7 protein-coding genes and 1 other annotated feature are annotated in these 19,651 nt (G+C 39.5%); all 7 genes read right to left on the reverse strand.

The window, feature by feature from the left end; translation table 11 throughout:
- Window positions 1-82: 82 nt before the first annotated feature.
- Window positions 83-1,912, reverse strand: a complete 1,830-nt coding sequence (glmS, locus tag ACESM9_RS08695) for a glutamine--fructose-6-phosphate transaminase (isomerizing) (protein ID WP_372997323.1) — start codon at window positions 1,910-1,912, stop codon at window positions 83-85.
- Window positions 1,913-2,394: 482 nt separating this feature from the next.
- Window positions 2,395-3,744 carry a phosphoglucosamine mutase gene (gene glmM / locus ACESM9_RS08700; RefSeq protein ID WP_372997325.1) on the reverse strand — a complete coding sequence of 450 codons (1,350 nt, stop codon included), beginning with the start codon at window positions 3,742-3,744 and terminating at the stop codon, window positions 2,395-2,397.
- A gap of 99 nt (window positions 3,745-3,843) precedes the next feature.
- Window positions 3,844-5,535, reverse strand: coding sequence for an arginine--tRNA ligase (gene argS, locus ACESM9_RS08705; protein ID WP_372997327.1), 1,692 nt, complete (start codon window positions 5,533-5,535; stop codon window positions 3,844-3,846).
- A gap of 44 nt (window positions 5,536-5,579) precedes the next feature.
- Window positions 5,580-5,762 (reverse strand) — a binding site (T-box leader).
- Between the two features lie 45 nt (window positions 5,763-5,807).
- Window positions 5,808-11,801, reverse strand: a complete 5,994-nt coding sequence (locus ACESM9_RS08710) for an S-layer homology domain-containing protein (RefSeq protein WP_372997329.1) — start codon at window positions 11,799-11,801, stop codon at window positions 5,808-5,810.
- A 15-nt stretch (window positions 11,802-11,816) separates the two neighbouring features.
- On the reverse strand, window positions 11,817-17,723 hold the full coding sequence (locus ACESM9_RS08715) for a DUF5011 domain-containing protein (RefSeq protein WP_372997331.1): 5,907 nt from the start codon (window positions 17,721-17,723) through the stop codon (window positions 11,817-11,819).
- Between the two features lie 156 nt (window positions 17,724-17,879).
- Entirely contained in the window at window positions 17,880-18,545 is a 666-nt protein-coding gene (locus tag ACESM9_RS08720; protein ID WP_372997333.1) for a response regulator, read from the reverse strand.
- A 5-nt stretch (window positions 18,546-18,550) separates the two neighbouring features.
- Window positions 18,551-19,651, reverse strand: a 1,101-nt coding sequence (locus tag ACESM9_RS08725; protein ID WP_372997335.1) for a PAS domain S-box protein, incomplete at its 5' end; no start/stop codon positions are given.

Raw genomic sequence — 19,651 nt, forward strand, 5'->3', positions numbered from 1 at the left:
CTTTATTTTTATGGAGCGAACTTTATTTTAATGGAGTAAACTTTATTAGAATTATACAACTAATAAACTATATTTTACTTCCCTATTCTACTGTCACGCTCTTGGCCAAATTTCTGGGTTTATCCACATCACAGCCCTTTTCTACTGCCATGTAGTATGCCAAAAGCTGTAGTGGTATTACTGCTACAACGGGAGCCAACAAGTCTGGTACCTCAGGTATGAATATAGTCTGGTCTGAGATTTCTTCCACTTCCTTGTGTCCTTCTTTTGCTATGGCAAATACATAGGCACCTCTGGCCTTTACCTCTTTTACATTACTGAGCATCTTTTCATATAGTTCCTGCTGTGTCATCAGAGCCAGCACTATGGTTCCTTTCTCCAACAAAGCTATGGGACCATGCTTTAACTCACCTGCTGCATAGGAGTCTGAGTGTATATAGGATATTTCCTTAAGCTTCAGGGAACCTTCCATTGCCAATGCACTGTCCAGTCCTCTTCCTATGAAGTACACATCCTTTACACCTGAATACTTGGTTGCAAACTTCTGAAGCTCTTCCTTGTTCTTTAATATCTTCTCAATTTTATCAGGAAGTTTAAGCATTTCATCCTTTATAGCCTTTATTTCTATCTTTGATAATGCTTCCTTAAGACCCGCCATATGAAGTGCAATCTCATACATGGCTATCAATTGTGTTGTATAGGCCTTAGTAGATGCAACTGCAATTTCCGGCCCTGCCCAGGTATAAAGCACATCATGGGATTCTCTGGCAATGGAGCTGCCCACCACATTCACTACGCTCAGTATCCTTGCTCCCTTTGCTTTTGCCTCTTTCAGTGCAGCAAGGGTATCCAGGGTCTCCCCAGATTGGCTTATTATTATTACTAGCGTGTTTTCATCCACCAATGGATTTCTGTATCTAAACTCTGAAGCAATATCTACTTCTACAGGAATTCCAGCTAGTTTTTCTATCAGGTGCTTTCCTACCAATCCTGCATGATAAGCTGTACCACAGGCAACAATAAAAATCTTGCTTATCTTTTCAAGGTCTGCCTTGGTTAACTTAATATCGTCCAGTTTTATGGTATCAGAGTCTGCATCTATTCTGGAGAGCATTGTATCCTTTACCGCCTTTGGCTGTTCATGGATTTCCTTTATCATGAAATGCTCATAGCCACCCTTTTCTGCAGCAGATACATCCCATGTTACATTGAAAACTTCCTTCTTAACCGGCTCTCCATTTTCTGCAAAGAAGTTTATGTCCTCCTTGGTTATTACTGCTACTTCGTTTTCATCCATGAGGTATATTTTTCTTGTGTGCTTCAGTATTGCAGGTATATCTGAGGCTATATAATTCTCACCTTCTCCTATACCTACAACTAATGGATTTTCCTTTCTGACACAAACCATCTTATCCGGTTCTCTGGAGCTTATGACTGCAAAGGCATATGAGCCTTTGATTTCTCTCAGAACCTTTCTTACAGCTTCAGTCAAATCTCCTTCATAGAAATAGTCCACATAGTGAGCCAATACTTCCGTATCCACCTCAGATTTGAATACATAGCCTTTCTTTGTAAGGAAGTCTCTTATCTTCTGATAGTTTTCTATTATCCCGTTATGAACTACTGCAATGTCCCCTTTTCCATTGGTATGGGGGTGCGAATTCTGGTCTGAAGGCTCACCATGGGTAGCCCACCTGGTATGTCCTATTGCTAGATTTCCACTTAGCTTTTCCTTGTCCAGATGTTCTTCCAGGATGCTTAGTCTTCCTTTATATTTTCTTACTTGTATACTTTTTTCTGTATATATCGCAACACCTGCTGAATCATATCCTCTATATTCAAGTTTTTTCAAACCATCTATCAAAATCGGCACTGCATTTTTATCGCCGATATATCCAACTATGCCACACATCTATTTTTCCCCTTTCATTTATGCGAAATGGGGACAAGCCGCTGCCACGAGGGTATTCCTTGCAGCGGAATGTCCCCCGGTAATAATCTGCCTGATATCTTATATTTGCTCTTTTCGGTTTATTTTGTACCTGCAATCGCTTGCGGTTTTGTAAAACCTCTATCGGCGCTGAGCAGCACCGCAGGGCACCCGCCGAATTTTTCGATTAACCCTGTCCTCGTCGACTTGGATTTCCAAGTCCAGGCGCTTATATAATTCATTTTCCCCAGTCTGCTTAATCGCCTCCTCTCTCACTGACTAATGATTTCTTGTCACCTCCCCTCAAGGATGTAAAGTAAGCTTTATTGTTCCCTATTTTTGACGAAAAACCCCAAGGTTTTTTTCGCTAAAATTTTTTCTATAGTTTATAATATATTATCGCAAGTAATATTGTTATATATTTCAATAAAATTTGGGAAGGGTTGCTGCTGTGCAGCAACCCCTTATGAAAGTTTCTTTTCAATTAATTCTGCCAATTCCTGGGCCATTTTTTGTATAGAGTTTTCATCTTTTCCTTCAAGCATAACCCTTACCAATGGTTCAGTACCTGAAGGTCTTATGACTACTCTTCCTGAGTCTTTCATTTCAGTTTCTATTCTTTCTATTGCAGCTTTTATTTCTGCATCTTCCATGTATTTATCTTTATACTCATTCTTTATCTTTGCGTTTACAAGGACTTGAGGTAATACTGTCATTATGCTTTTTAGCTCTGATAGTTTTTTGCCTGTTTCCTTTAGCACAGATAACAGTTGAAGGGCTGTTAAAAGACCATCACCTGTAGTATTGTGGTCTAGGAAGATGATGTGGCCCGACTGTTCTCCCCCTAAGTTATAACCGCTTTTCGCCATTTCTTCCAATACATATCTGTCTCCTACTTTGGTTCTGACAATACTTAATTGTTCTTTCCTGCAGGCTATTTCAAAACCCATATTGCTCATTATAGTAGCAACTATGGTATCTTTTTTCAATTTGCCCTTAGCCTTCAAGTGTTTCCCTATGATTGCCATCACATGGTCTCCATTGACTATTTCGCCCTTTTCATCTACCGCAATAAGTCTATCTGCATCGCCGTCAAAGGCTAAGCCCGCATCTGCTCCTGCTTCAACTACCAATTGCTGAAGGCTTTCTGGATGAGTAGAGCCGCAATTGTTATTTATATTTGTCCCATCCGGTTTGTTGTTTATTACTACGACTTCTGCTCCCAATTCTTCCAAAGCCATTGGCGCTGACAAATATGAAGCTCCATTGGCACAGTCTATGGCTATCTTTAACCCTTTTAGGTCAACATCTATAGTATTCTTCAAAAATTCTACATATGTATGGACTGGATTTTCCACTTCTGTTTTCTTCCCTATGCTTTCACCGGTTGGTTTAGGTAAGCTACCTAAACCCTTCTCAATTATTTCCTGTATTTTGTCTTCCAATTCATCCGGTAGCTTATACCCCTTGCTGTCAAAAAATTTAATTCCATTGTATTCAAAGGGATTATGGGAAGCAGATATGACTACTCCTGCATCCAAACCCATTTGTCTGGTGAGATAAGCCACCGCAGGTGTAGGCTGCACACCTAAAATCACAGCCTCTCCACCTACGGAACATATACCTGCCACCAATGCTGCCTCCAACATATCTCCAGAAATTCTTGTGTCTTTGCCCACTCCTATTCTTGGTTTTCGATTGGTTTCCTGGGTTAATATATAGGCTCCAGCCCTTCCTAGTTTATAGGCTAGTTCAAAATCCAATTCAGTATTTGCTACACCTCTAACGCCATCAGTTCCAAATAATCGGCTCATAGTATTGTCCCCCTTTAGTTTAGACTTACCTTCCTATTATAACTTAAAACCATTTTTTATGCAATTTTACTTTAATAACCTTGGATCAATAGTGTTGTTTTACATACTTTCAGGGGTTTGAATTCCAAGCAAATTTAATCCTATGTCCAATACGTTGGTTACTGCTTTTGTTAACGCCAGTCTTGCATCTCTTACTTCCTTTTCTGCTGTCAGTATTGGATGAGTATTATAGAATTTATTGTACGCTTTTGCGAGATCAGTCACATACCTGTTTATTACAAAGGGTTCGTATCTGTCTGCAGCTTGTTTTACTGTTTCTTTAAAGAAGCCTAATTGCTTAACCAAATTATACTCATCTTCTGTCTTTAGATAAGATAGATCCGGGTTTTCATCTATATTTCCTGCCTTTTTCAGTATGCTCTTACCGCGTACATAGCTGTACTGTACATAGGGTCCTGATTCACCTTCGAAGCTGAGCATATCCTCCCAGGAGAATATTATATCCCTGTCCATATTGTTCTTCAGGAAGGTGTATATTATGGCTCCCATACCTACTTTTTTAGCCACATCTTCTTTGTTTTCCAGGTTTGGATTCTTGGTATTTATTATCTCCAATGTCTTCTCCACAGCCTCGTCCACAACTTCCTTGGCATATATTACGTCACCTTTCCTGGAGGCCAGCTTTCTGTCTGCAAATTTCACCAGCGAAGTTCCTACATGTACGCAATCATCAGCCCAATCAAATCCTGCAAGCTTTAGCACAGAGAAGAACTGTTTAAAATGCAGAGCCTGAGTGTTGCCTACCACATATAGGGATTTGAAGAAGTCATAGGTTCTCTTCCTGTATATGGCTGCTGCCAGATCCCTTGTGGCATATATGGTTGCACCATCTGATTTTATGATCATGCATGGAGGCAAATTAAACTGTTCCAAATCAACTATCTGAGCTCCATTGCTTTCTTTGAGCAGATTTTTATCCTTGAGTATCTCAATAACCTCAGGCATCTTGTCGCTATAGAAGCTTTCCCCTGCATAGGAATCAAATTCTATGTTAAAGTCCTTATAGAGTTTCTTGAATTCCTTAAGGCTCAACTCCCTGAATTTCTCCCATAATGCTACTGCCTCTGGCTCTCCATCCTCAAGCTGTTTGAAATACATTCTACCTTCGTTTTCAAGTGAAGGATCCTTTTCTGCTTCATCATGGAATTTCACATATATCTTCAACAGTTCATTTATAGGATCCTTTTCTATTACCTCATCATCGCCCCATCTCTTATATGCAGAGATAAGCTTTCCAAATTGAGTGCCATAATCACCTATGTGATTCAGCTTTACTGTTTTATACCCTAAGTGTTTGAATATCTTTTCTATTGCATTTCCTGTTATAGTATTTACAAGATGTCCTATGTGGAAAGGTTTTGCAATATTTGGGGACGAAAACTCCACCAGTACTGTCTTGCCTTCCCCTTCATCTGAGGTGCCATATTTATCTCCCTGTTCTATTACCTGATTGATTACTTGTTTTATGAATTCTTCCTTGTTTACAAAGAAGTTCAGGTATCCTCCTGCTGCCTCAGCTTTTTCCACTATATTATCCTTTTCCACCTTTTCTGCCAGTTCTTTGGCAATCATATTAGGTGCCTTTCTCATGACCTTTGCCAGTTGGAAGCAGGGAAAGGCATAATCCCCCATATTGGGTTGAGGTGGTATCTCCATCAAATCCAATACCTTTGCTTCTTCCATATCTGTAATATTGCTTATTTTTTTCGCTATTTCCAGTTTGAAATCCATATATAATCCTCCTTGAACTAAATTAAAAAAGAACTCCGTCTCAGCTAAGAGACGGAGTATCCGCGGTACCACTCTAATTGGCATAAAAGCCCACTTTAATCCATAACGCCGGATAGCGCTTTTGTCTCCTCAGCTCTTTTCCTCAAGTTGTGACTGTCCGACTTCCACTCTGTTCGGACTCGCTGAAGCCCTTTACATTGAGTACTTTTCTGATTCATAGATTTATGCATATATAATATTATCTACTATTTTATTTAATAATATAAAAATAGTCAATAAGAATCATTCTGCATTCTTATATAATTATCAATCAGCGCTGCTGCTTCGGCACGATTCATGATTTCATTAGGTCTGAAGGTTCCATCTGGACGACCTTGCATTAGCTTCTTATTTATCAGCTCATCTACATAGCCTGCTGCCCAATCTGGTATTTCTTTCTTATCTGGGAATGCTGCTTTGATATTTTTATCATCTCCTGAGAAACCTAAGGCTCTTGCTATCATAACACCTGCTTCAGCCCTTGTTATGGTATCGTTGGGCTTCATGTATACTTCATTACCTATGCCCTTTCCGTTTATCCAACCCTTATCATTGCAGTATTTCAGATATGGTCTCGCCCAGGCCAGTATTTCCTTATCATCTGCATACTTGGATAAATCTACAGCATTATTGTCAGGAACATAACCACTGCTCAGTGCCAGCATCTTTGAAAATTCTGCTCTGGTCAAGGATTTTTCAGGTTCAAACCTGTAGTCACCATCTGGGGTTTTTATACCATTGACAATTCCCTTTTCAATCAGCCTGTACACAGCATCCTTTGCCCAATGGTTGTCCATATCAGTCATGATAGTCAGCTCGCTGTTTTCCATTACTGCATACATGCTGAAATGGGATAGTCTGACAGTAATTGTTCCCTGGACTTCATCAACCGTTCCACCCACCATGTCCCATTGGCCTGTTTTTTCATTATAAACATATATGAATATATGCTTCAGATTTTTTACTTTGTTTTTATTTAAATATATGGTAAGTTCAACAGGTGAATTTAACTCATATCCCTCAGGTATCCTTATATCAAATATGTTGCTGACAAAACTCTTCTTTCCGCTTTTCGGTCTGTATTTCAGCAGATCCTTTATTTCATGTATTTCCAGATATCCATTTGGAAGCTCTTCTCTGCCAGTAAATTTAAGCCTAATCTGGCCTGGTAGCTTTACTTCTTCATTGGCCTGGAAGTTCATCATTTTTCTGAATAAGTAGCCTGTTTCCTTAGATTCCTTTATGTCGACTTCGTCATAATACCTGTCTCTATTATCTCTACTGTCATCCGGATCTCTTCGATTTGGAAGTATATTTATGATTATGGCATCCTCATAAGCTTTGTCAGGTGATAAGATATATCTTCCACTCACTACGATTTCACCAGTTCTACTTGCGGTCAGCATTCCGCCCTCTGTTATTGCTGCAGCTCCTTCATCACCATAGATCTGCCAGCTTACTTTGTCTGATGCCAGCAGCAACTCATTATTATCCATTGTGATTCCATAAAGTTTCAACTGCACACTTTCTCCTGCTCTAAGCTGCACAATTTCTGGCATGATTTGCACCTTAACAACATCATTTACGCTGGAGTTCAATACCTCAGCTGTGTATTCAGTCATGTTTCCTGCCAGATCCATGGAGGTTATGATGATAGTCTCCCTGTCATTATTGGTAAGCATATAGTTTTCATTAAAGATGCCATCATCATCCACATTCACTTCGCTGCCATTAACATATAGCCTGCTGCCAGCTGTAGTTAATCCAGATATCAATATGCTTCCGCTCTGTATAATCTCATAATTGTTTGGACTTTGTACCATCAATTCCGGAGCTCTGTCATCATAATAGAACTCATATGACTTAGTGCTCTTATCTCCGTTATCTCCTGTGACTTCAACTTCTACCAAATTGCTGCCATCATCAAGATTCAACTGGAAGCTGTAATTCATCTCCTTTGTGTCATCAACCTTTTCACCATTTACATAGAATATTGCATTTCCATTCTTATCTGATTGATATCTGCAATCTATATATGGGGCGTTTGTGTAATATACATCATTACCATTTTCGTCCTTTTCTATATTTATATTGCCGTATTGACTACTGAAATCCATAGTAAATACAGGCGGCTCTGGTTTTGGCAGGTATATTTCATCTGAGAGGGTAGGTCTGCTAATATGCTCTTTCTCCTCCGAGCCTACCGACAACTTCTTTTTTATTGCATAGAGTGCAAACCTGTATGATCTGTCAGGAATCCAGCCATATTCATTTCCGGAATCATCAAGCAATGTACCCCCAAAAATTGTTTCTGTTGCATCTCCTTCTACGCTTATCATGGCTTTAACTGAGTTATCTATTTTTCCGTCGCTGTCTACTGCATATATACGATATTCATTTATTCCTGCTGTTTCATCCCACTGAGCCTTCATCATCCCGTTGCCTATGGATTGGACTTTGAAATTGGTTGGTGCTGCAGGTGATAATTCATCTACTATTTCAAAGGCATCTGAGTACATCTCATTAAAGGAAAAACTATCCTCAGGGCCGATTACACTCCTCTTTACCACACCGCGCACTTTATAGCTTCCTGTGGTTATTCCATCAGGAATATTCCATTCATAGGAGCTCAATTCTTTTCCATCCACATCTGTGGCCATCTCCAATGCCATTGAGCTTCCATCATCTTTCACAAGGTATAATTCAACCTTGCTATCATCGGTTACATTCAGCCCCCAATCCACTTTTACCTTGTTTCCTTCCTGCTTTGCAGAAAGTGATTTAAACTCTGCCGGTTCCTTTGCATTGTAAAGTGTCATGGTCACTGCTTTATCCGACTTTATTGTCCATTCACCAACCTTAGGTGAAACAATGGTTACATACAGGCGTTTTTCTTCCATACCGGAGCTGGAAACATCTGCAGGTATAACCTGGTTTCTATAGTTTTCTTCTTCAACAAGCTCATATGTATATCCATCCGGATCTGTTACTGTTATCTCAGGTTTTTCGGAAGAATCATATTCCATTTCGATTATGGCTGATTCAACTCTGTCATCGATTACTGCCTTATATGTGTATTCATCAGCACCCAATGCCATTATCTTACCTAAGCTGCCGTCATAACAGACATAGTAGGAATATGGAATGCTGCCCAGCTTTTCTATATTGGTGCCGTAGCTTATGGTCACATCTCTTCCATCATCATCTTTGGTATTGACTATATATATACCTTTACGATCTACGGGTCCTGCAGAGGCAACATCAAAATTCACTTTACCTCCCCATTTGTATTCAACACCAACTCCTACACCTAATACTTTGACATGGCCTGCTATTTTCTCGGTGGAAAATTCAGCTCCGTAGCCTGCAACGGTTTCACCACCCACAAACCAGACATAATCAGGTATTCTCAATGCTGCATTGATGGTGCCTTTTATTTCGTGTTTGCTTATACCTATATAGGCATTGGCTATTATTATATCCAATATATTCAGATCTGCTCTTACATATCCGCCGCTGAAATCGAAGTGTCCAATAATATCTCCCACATCTATGAAATAGATATACCCGTCTCCTGTCAGATCTATGCCGGATGTACTCAGTATCGCTTCAATATCCCTCAGCCCTACTAAAGTATATCCCTTTATTCTGGAATTATAGGTGAGCACATCCACAATATCGGCTCTTACTGCGATGCTGGAGCCCGTAGGCAAAACACCATAGCGAAGGGATTCGATAAATGACTTCAGGCCATAAATTCCTCCCCCAACGCTCTCAAAGGCAAGGCCAGTACTACCTATGGGTTTTGGTATCTTGCCATATTTTCCTTCAAACTCAAAATAATCAGGGTACAGATAATTGTCAAAAGCCATTGTAGCATTTATTTCCTCTAGCTTTAGCTTAGGACTTTCTGCCTGGGTCCTGAAACCATAGGCACCCTCTCTGGTATTTATGAAAAAGGTAATATTGGTAATTTTCTTATCCGCATAATCCTTGGACTGAAAGCTTCCCAGCTTCCATCGAGGGAATGGCAGCTTGATTTCTGTGTTTATGTCAATATTCTTATTTGTTATTTTCAAATCCTTAAGATCTGATTCCATAAAGCCTTCCCCGACACTGGTCAGGAAATTGAAGAATTTATTTTCAAGCTGCAGTATGCCATCTACCTTTATTTCTCCGCTTTTCTGTATTATGAATTCTTTTACCTCTATAGGGAAGTATCCTACCTTAAGGATGCTTTTATCTGCCATATAGCCAGCCTGATCCTTGATGACATTATTAGCCGAATCTATGTAAAAATGACCCTTTTTTAGACTTACATCCTTGCTTTTACCTTCAAGTGCCGACTTCATGTAAAGCTCTCCGTAGCCCATTATCCTGAAGCTGTCGCCATTTTTGACTACAGACAATGCGCTGTCACCATATCCCTTATAGAAAATACCATTATTTATGGCTATACCATCTCCGTAGACATCGAAGCTCGTATCGGATATGCTTCTTATCTTGCCTCTTATCACGAGAACAGCACTGTTTTTATCAGCAGCACTGAGCTGAGATTCATTTTCATAAAGCACTGCCCTGTGGACTTTCTTACCGCCCAAATTTTCCTCTTTTATCGCCATGATGCCGTAATTTCTTGATTTATACTTTGTATCCGTTGTGACAGTTATATATTGTCCCATAGTATAGTCCAGCATATCATCCCTATGGTTAATTGAAAGCTTGTAATTTCCAGGGTTCAAACCTTTAGGCAGTTTTATGCGAATCTGATTGTCGCTGATGACAGCTATATCGTACTCAGCAATATATGCTGCAGTTTCTTTGGTTGCATGTATCAGGTTCATTTCATAACTGCTTTTATCCTTAAGTCTTTCAAAGCCATAGCCTATAAGGTGAATGACACATTCTTCATCCTCACAGTAAAGATTGCGGGGTATAATATCTGTATAACCTATATCCGAGTCATTATTTTCAAAACCAGGAATTATTATAAATTTCTTTATGCTCTTTATCTCATTATCGAAAGATCTTATTCGTATCATATACTGCAATACTTTGAGGTTCTGAGTATTTAATGCTTTTACCTTCCATGCTGCAGTAGCCTTTTGTCCCACTGGTATGTTGTACAGATAATGGCTGCTTACTTCTCCTTCTGCCAGTTCCAATCCAGCGGGAAGGATTAGTTCAGCGTTGATTCCTGTCAAATCTGCGGAGTTTTCCAGGCTGTTATCCAGCTCCATCAGAATATCAAAAGGATTGTTTTCATATATATCCCCATTGATATTGAGCTTTGAAGGTGCCATTATATTAATACTGAAGGTGTCTCCACTGGCACTGTCAGATATATTGCCCAGGCCGTAATAGGTTTCAAAATGCAATATTTTACCAGGTTCCAGTTCTCTTGGCTCCCAGTAAAGTGCGGCTGCCGAATCAGCGGTTTTAAAATCGTTCAGAGATGAACCTATATTCCTCTGGGGGTTTATTTCATAATCCCATTTTGTAGAAGACAATGAGCTCCAGTGAGCAATGATCATGCTATCCGGTTCTTTATTTCCCCAGCCCTTTAAGAAGCCGTATGAAACAATCTTTGGATTGTCCACAGAATCAGTGCATCTCCAGTACATGGGAATATTGCTTCCCTCGACTTTTGCTTCATATGAGATGTTCGTATTTCCATCAAGGGAAATACTGCAGCCATCATTATCTCCAAGTATCATGTCCAGGAGAATCCTTGTCCCTATCATGCTGCTTTTGGTACCGTTGTTTGTTACTGTATAGCTAATTTTCACATTTCCAATATCACTGCTTGTAACATTGTCTGTGAGCTCAAGCTTTTGAGTAACTGTAATATCTCCTATTCTCCAACTGGAGGTGTTAAGCATACCCTCCACCTTTGGTGGCGACACCATGCCTCCATCCGTCAATATCCCGCTATAAGTATTTCCATATATGTAATCCTTGCCATCAATCCTGAAGGTGGTGAATGTGGTCTCTGGAATCCCCTGATTGAAAAGTAAAGCTGCATTGTCATCCTCCGGTCTTTTGGGAGAGCCCTGGACAGTTTTTACCGCAAATCTGCCGTCTCCCTTATTCACAATAATCTCAACCACATTGTTTTTAATGGATTGGACTACCGTTTCAGCCGCGTTAACTTCCACCATAAAGCTGCCAAAAAGTCCAATAACCCATACCCCCAGCATGAATATTGCCAATAGTCTCCTTCTCATCATCTCACCCCCCTACTAATTACCATTTACATATACTTGAATAATTTTTGATCTTCGTTCCTGATCCTGTACAAAGAATGTGTACCAGTTATATGCCTGAAGCCATAAAGTTTCATCCTGAGCCGCGGTTTGTCCTGATGTTTTAAAATAGGCTTGGGTCCTTTTGCCCTTATCCCACTTAATTCTTAATTTTCCTTCATTACCTAGAGCTCCTACTTTAACTTCACTCTCATTAAGAATCATGCTTTCTCCTTCAACTACTTCATCATTGAGGAGAAGCACCAGCTCATCGGTGCTCAGTACCTTTACGGTTCTGGTCACTTCGGTGATATTTCCAACTGCATCGAATACTGTATATTTTAATATATATACACCCGGTGTTGCGGTATCTACGCTTCCTTCTACAATAACATCATCTGTCAAATCTCCGTCAATATTATCTGATGCAGTAAAACCTTCTTCAGTATAAGCTTCATCCTTGAAAAGAGCTACATAAGACAATCCTCTTAGTTTTAATGCTGGTGGCTCTGCATCAATATTTTTTACTTCCGCTTTTATTTCAGCTATGTTTCCTGCCAGATCTCTTACCATGAAGGTAAACTCTCCATTCCTGTAAAAAGTCCTCTTTGCTGAACCACCGTTATTTATGATTATAGATCCTTCCTCAGTTATGACCGTTACCTCCACAGGTTTATTTGTTCTTTCAGTATTGCTGTATTCCAGAGATACTTTGGGTACAACTCTGTCAATCCAGTCAACCACAGCGGTTATTGATCCTTTGTTTCCTGCATAATCTTCAAACTCAAATACAAATTCTCCGTTCTGAGTGAAAACATATTCCGCCTTGCCGTTATTGTTCAAAATCTTGGTAGGTTCGTTCAAGGTTAATACTGCTCTTACATTTCTGTTTGTTATGCTATTGGGTGTATATGTGATTGTACCTGTAGGTGCTTCCTTATCTATATAATCTACGATGAAATTTTTTGTTATACTATTCCCGGCAGCATCAGTAACAGTAACACTGATTTCTTTATTGTCGGTGCATATGTAGGTAAACCCTGATGCTGTAGATGTTATCTTCTCCGGCTCCATGTTGTGACTGACATTCTTAACTCCAACATTATCGCTGTAGGTTACTGTGATGATTACATTCTCTCTGGTAGGTCTCACAGTATTGGCCAATATCTGAAGCTTAGGAACCTCCTTGTCAATGATGCCTACTTTTGCGGTAGCAAAACCTCTGTTTGAATTCTTGTCCTCGTATATGAATGTGAACTCTCCATTATGCTCAAAGGTATAGCTGTCACTGCCTCCATTGTTGACTATGGTGTAGGGTCCGCCTGCTCCATCCAGAACAAGCTTAGCTGTGACGCTCTTGTTTGTCATTATTTCGTCCGGATCATCAATTCTGGTACCGTCTATATAATACTCAATTGTTCCAGCTGAAATGCTGTCTGACAGATCGTCTACACTTGCTATTGCCTCCCCTGTATTACCGGCCTTATCCGAGAATCTGAATGTAAAGCTTCCATTCTCAACGAATTCGAAGATGTCCGAACCATTATTGTTGAGTATTTCTACATCATCAGTCTCTCCAGTAAAGGATATTTTAGCAAATTTCGAATTTGGCTTACCTTCTTCCTTATAGTAGGTGATCACCGCAATGGGTGCATCCTTGTCAATATTTGAAACTGTTATCTCTTTATATGCAATATTTCCTGCCTCATCTTCGAACTGGAAAGTGAATGTGCCATTTTCTTCAAACACATATTCTGATTTCCCGATGTTGTTTATAATCTCTATTTCCTTACCCCTGTCGTCATATGTCAGGAGAGTTGCGGTTACATTCTCATTTGTCAGTTCTGTTGTGCTCAGATATACATATGCCTCTGGAGAAGTCCTGTCTATGTTGTAGACGCTTGCTGTGACAGTCCTTATATTCTCTCCATCCGGCTCTGAGAATACCCTTATATAAACAGTGTAATCCCCGTTTTCATTAAAGGTATAGTCAATATAATCGGGTCCATAGACTTCCTCTGTCACTGTAGGACTTGTAATGCATGCTTTATCTGTAACAGGTGTAAATGTAGCTGTAACATTGTTCTTTGTCAATAATCCTGAATCTTTGTATTCAATATCTAAATATTTCTCAGCTGAGGAGATTGAATCAACCTCAGCAGTTATTGTTCCTTTATTGCCGGCTTTATCTTCAAATTCAAAGGTAAATACTCCGTTTTCATAGAACACATACCTGAAGCTTCCATCATTGTTTGTTACCTTTACAGGCTCGTTGGTATCCAGATATACTGTGACTGGTGCAGTGTCACTCTCTACATATATGATGTTTCCTATCGGCGGGTCCTTATCTATGTTCTTTACCTCGGCTTTTATGCTTCCCTTATTTCCCAGATTGTCCTCAAACTCAAACACAAACTCTCCATTATTATTAAAGGTGTGGGTAAATCCTCCTTCACTTAAAACTACAAACTCATTTTCATCCTCCAGATGAAGGGTGGCGGTGATGGATTCATTGGTCCATATGTCCCTTAGAGGAGAATAAGTAACATATGCCTTTGGAGGAGTCTTGTCTATATAGTCAACCTCAGCCTTTACACGGCCCTTATTTCCTGCAGCATCCATGAATACAAACTCAAACTCTCCATTGCGGTTGAACACATAGGAGGTATTGCCATTATTGTTGAGCAGGGTCACGGCATTGCTATCGCTCATGGTCAGGCTTACAGTGACATTGCCTGCCGTAGGCTCAGTAACGCTGTATGTCACCACTCCTGTTGGAGGAGTCCTGTCCAGTATGATGGATTCACTATATATATCTGATATGTTTCCTGCCACATCCATGAATCTGGCATATACATTCTTTTCTCCATCATCAGTATTTGTGGGACGCCAATTATATATTGCCATTCCGTTTTCGAAGGTAATGTTTTTCCACTGAGACGCTGGTAATTCTCCTATTGCTTCATCCTCAAGCATTGCCATATTATCCGATAATATGGTTTTAAAGGTTGTTTTATCTGTTGTTTTCAGTTCTTCTATTTCTAACTTCAATGCTGTATCCAGCTTGTTTGTATATCCACTGGTGAAGCTTATGCTGCCTTCCGGCTTTGTCATGTCTATAACAAATGCTTCAGGGAAGCTTATGGTTTGCTCATTGCCCAATGTATCCTCCAGGTATATGTGCAGATACCATGTTCCTTCCATGACTTCACTGGTTACTTCACCTTGACTGGAAGCAGCATCTATGTCCGTCCACTCAAAAGGTATTTCTTCCGGTGATGATGTTATTCCATATCTGAATGCTGCAACATCTGTATACTTGTCCTCAAGTTCTGAATAGATAAATTTCATTTTATTCGTGCTGAATGCCTTATCATATTTTATGTCTACCGTTGGAGGACTATTGTCAAAGCAGAATTCCACAGTATTTCCATCCATAAAAACCATTTCATTCATGGAGTTCTCCAAATGATCCTTCGCATATACTCTGATATAATACCTGCCGCTTAAGCTGTCATTACCGCTTATAATAACCCAGCCTTGCATTGTTGAAACCTCTGCAGGTATTTCTTCTCCGGTTTCAACATTTACCCATTTGACGGAGAAAAATTCCTCATCCCATAGGTTTACATATGAAGTATCCTCTATTTCAATTACTACTCCCGGAAATACATATTCAGGCCAGAAATCAGAAGATACCTCATGCCTTTTCTTAAATACCTCCGGTTCACCAAGCTCAACAACCTTAATGGTGGGAGGATCAAAGTCATAGACAATGTAATACTCGTCCTGGCTCCAATTGTAATAACCATCATAAAATCTGGCTACCACCTTATAGAATCCCGAGCCTTCTATTTTATTAAGCATATCTGTTATGCTTGCACTCCCTGTAGTTCCGTCTGTTATGTCAATTTCCATGACATGCCACATGCCGCTATCCTTTATTCCTTCAGATATGTCAGGTTCTGTAACAGGCTCAAAATCCCAATAATCATCATCTCTTTTCAATATTGTATACAGAAACTTATTCTGCAAATCTCTGTCGTATATTGAGTAATGCAGCGTGTCAATGCCGTGGCCTATCTCTTCAGTAAGACTTACAAATCCACGAGGCCCTTCATTGTCGAAATAAAAGGGTTTGCTGCTTACACCATGAGTATCAGTACCGTTTATTGCCATTATATTAAGATAATAAATGCCTTCCAGAGGCGTATCAGTGCTTGTCCCCTCTACATAGTATTTGCCGTCTCCTGCCGGAAGTGCCACTTTATTCATACTATCTCCCTCTCTGTAGGGCTCTCTGGTCCAGGAGTATCTTACTTCTTCAATACCGCTGTCCGGATCCTCTACATTGAAGGAAACTGTTCTTCTTGTGGTATATAAAGTATCATTCCCGCTATTAATATCTATTTCTGTTCCATCTATATGAATGCTCTTGTCCCAGGTTATGGTAGGAGGTGTTTCATCTTTCTGATTGACTATATAGTACATAGAGTCAGATCCGAAGAAGCTTTTTCTGTCTCTTGCTTCATCTGTAACACCGACAGCCAGGATGAATTGCTGATAAGGAGGTATGTTGCTTCCATTGGGAATATTAATTCTCGCTGTATAGGTTGTATAGATATCATCTGCCTCAGCTGTGCTGCTAATCAGAATTCTCTTTTCAGGTTCAATAATTCTTTTACCGTTATTGTCTTCATATTCCCAATGATATGTCAAAATAACCGGTGACTGTTCAAATCCCCTGCTTTCTTCACGGACAACTATATCAACGCTTGTTCTGCCAGGCATAAAAGCTTTATAGCTATTTTGTGGAGTAATGAACCGCGGTATCGCATTGTCCAGCTTAATTCTATATTTATCTATATTAGGCTTTACATTATAAATAGCTTTATTTTCACCTATATCCCGGACAGAGCGATAGAATGGTCCATTTCCATCAGGATTATAATAAAATTTTATATAATTATCTTCTCCCATCAATTTATATGCAGCACTGAGATTGATACTAAATTCATGGGTGTCACTCAAGCCGTCTGGAACCTTTCCAGTAATCATAGAACCACCCTCATACTGAACATTTGTCATCAAATGATTTCCTTTCAGAATCTCTACCGGTTCATTGAATTTTATAGTGCCATTAATAGTGACTTCAGGATCTACCCAGTTATCCAAGTAAATGTCTGGGTCCTCACCTTTCTTCAATGGCACCACTTTATCGTAACGATCCCTTAGTTCAGTGACGGTAACCTCTTCAATATAAGGTGGATTCTCATCAGAAAGCCACAACTTTATGTTATCCAAGTATACATCCAGGTCGCTTCCGTCTTCCCTTTCTGCATATATATTGAGTATCACTGAGTCAGTGTCCTTGGGCAGTATAATATCGGTTTTCGTATATTTTTTCCATCCTTTGATACCTGTAATTGGATTTGACATAGAACCTGAAATATATTTGCCAGCTTTATATGTAGCACCGTTATAAGCTAAGCTCACTCTAAACCAGTCTTCATCACCATTGTCATCTTCCCATCCATGATAGTCTACTGAGTAATTAATGGTCAGCTGTCCAAGTCTACACAGTGTTTTTTGAACTTCATTCAGAACAACCCTTCTTTCAATTGTTGCATCAAACATTTCTCTGGTGTCGTCATCGCTGTTTCTGAATACGTAAAAGTACCCTGGACTACCGCCGGAAAGTACACTATCTCTTGAAGGTCCCTTTTTCAGGGATGTAGCCCTATCAATGTAATCCTCCACAAATGTCCATTTCCCCGGTGTACTTCCGTCATCATCGAACAATAACAAAGGATCATCACCATATACTATAAAGCTGGAAAAACACACATACATCATCATTATGAACATGAATACCAGTAGCTGCTTAATTTTTACCTTCTTCAACCTTATCCCTCCCATATCAACCAATTATATCAAAAACCTTCAGTAATAGTCTTAAAATTCTGCATACTTACTTTTATAATACCTTTCCCGATATTATTCTACAATGTACTAAAGTACAGTCTAAATAAAAAATACAGCCGTATTACATGGCTGTATTTATGTTTTCTCAACAAGACCTATCCGGGCAGCATATGCAATCACCTGTGCTCTGTTTTCCAAGTGCATAAGTTCTATTATTCTTCCCATATGATACTTCACTGTTCGTTCTGTAAGACCCAATGTATCTCCAACTTCCTTATAGGTTATTCCTTTAGCCACCATCTCCAATATTTCCAATTGTCTTTCTGTAAGCTGCATTCTTTGATTATTCTGCTGATACTTTCTTGTAGCAGTATTTTTATGACAGTTATTGCTCTTGAACTCTTTCAAAAGCTGAGAAGCTAAACCCTTTGAAAGAGGAACCTCTCCTTTATCAAGATCATTCAGCATACCTACCAGTTCCCTGGCATTAGTACTTTTTAGTAAATATCCTGAGGCTCCATACTTTATTGCATCGAAAATATCTTCATCCTCATCAGATGTAGTAAGCATCACAATCTTTATATCTGGCATTTCGGCCTTAATCAGCTTTAATGCATCTATTCCGCTGCATTCAGGCATCTTTATGTCCATCAATATAATGTCTGGACTTAGTACACGAGCCTGTTCAAGGGCTTCCATTCCATTTTGGGCTATACCTGCAATATCTATTCCATAGGTTTCAAGAAGGTACTTAAGTCCTTCCAGAAATAACGGGTGGTCATCTACAAGCATCAATCTCATTTTTATTACACCTCCTCCAGAGGCAAATGAAGGATGATTCTGCTGCCTTCTCCTGATGAAGATTGTATATCAAGTTGAGCATCTATCTCTGCCGCTCTTTCTCTCATTATCTTCAACCCATAGTGCTTATCAGATTCTTTGCATAAACTGCTGTCAAATCCTTTACCATAGTCCTCTATGATAATACATAGTACCTGTGTTGCTATTGAAAAACACACTCTTACATAATCTACTTCTGCATGTTTCCCTACATTATTCAGAGCTTCCTTTATGATATTAAAGATGTTAAGCCTCGTAATTGGTTCCAGCTTCTCACCTGTAAATCCGTCTGGTATTTCCAGTTTCACATGTATACCTGTCCTGTTTTCAAATTTGGTTATCTCCTTCTGCAGTGCAGTTATAAAATCTTTCTCCCTAAAGACTTCACTTCTGGCATTGTGTATGTATTCCCTTATTTCGTTGTGGGCATCCTGAGTGACATCTACTAATCTGTCAAGCTTTCCGGAAGCAACTTCTACGCCGGCATTTAAAAGCTCCTGTCTGATACCCTGAGCCTGAAGGTTAATAAACCCCAGCACTTGGCTTAGATTATCATGCATGTCCTTAACCATTCTCTCCCTCTCTGCTGTTACAGCAAGCTTCCATTGTTGCTTTAAAAACTCATTCTCCGACTCTTTTTTTTCAGTTACATCATATATAACTGCAAGCCTTCCTATAATCATGTCCTTATTGTCCGTGAGGGGAGAAAACATTGCTTCGTAAATCTTTGTATATCCAATGGTATTTATTGAAAATTCTGTGTAACTGATGTCCTTGTCCAAGCATGCTTTAACCAACTCCGGGATTTCATTGCAGGCTTCTTCAATTCTCTTGGTAGATAACTGTGCAGCATTCACTCCTAACATCTTTGCAAATGCTGGATTCACATCTAATATTCTATTCTGCAAATCAAAAACCAGCACTCCTGCTTCCATTGTCTCAATTACAGTGGTACGAGCCAATGGTATCAAGTCAAACATCTTATATCGAAATATGCCCCATGTCATAATCAAACCTGCTGGTCCAAAAAATGCTGGTGTAATATCGAACCTTTTCACAGGACTTAT

The sequence above is a fragment of the Lutispora sp. genome, from assembly GCF_041687175.1.
Classification (GTDB): Bacteria; Bacillota; Clostridia; order Lutisporales; family Lutisporaceae; genus Lutispora.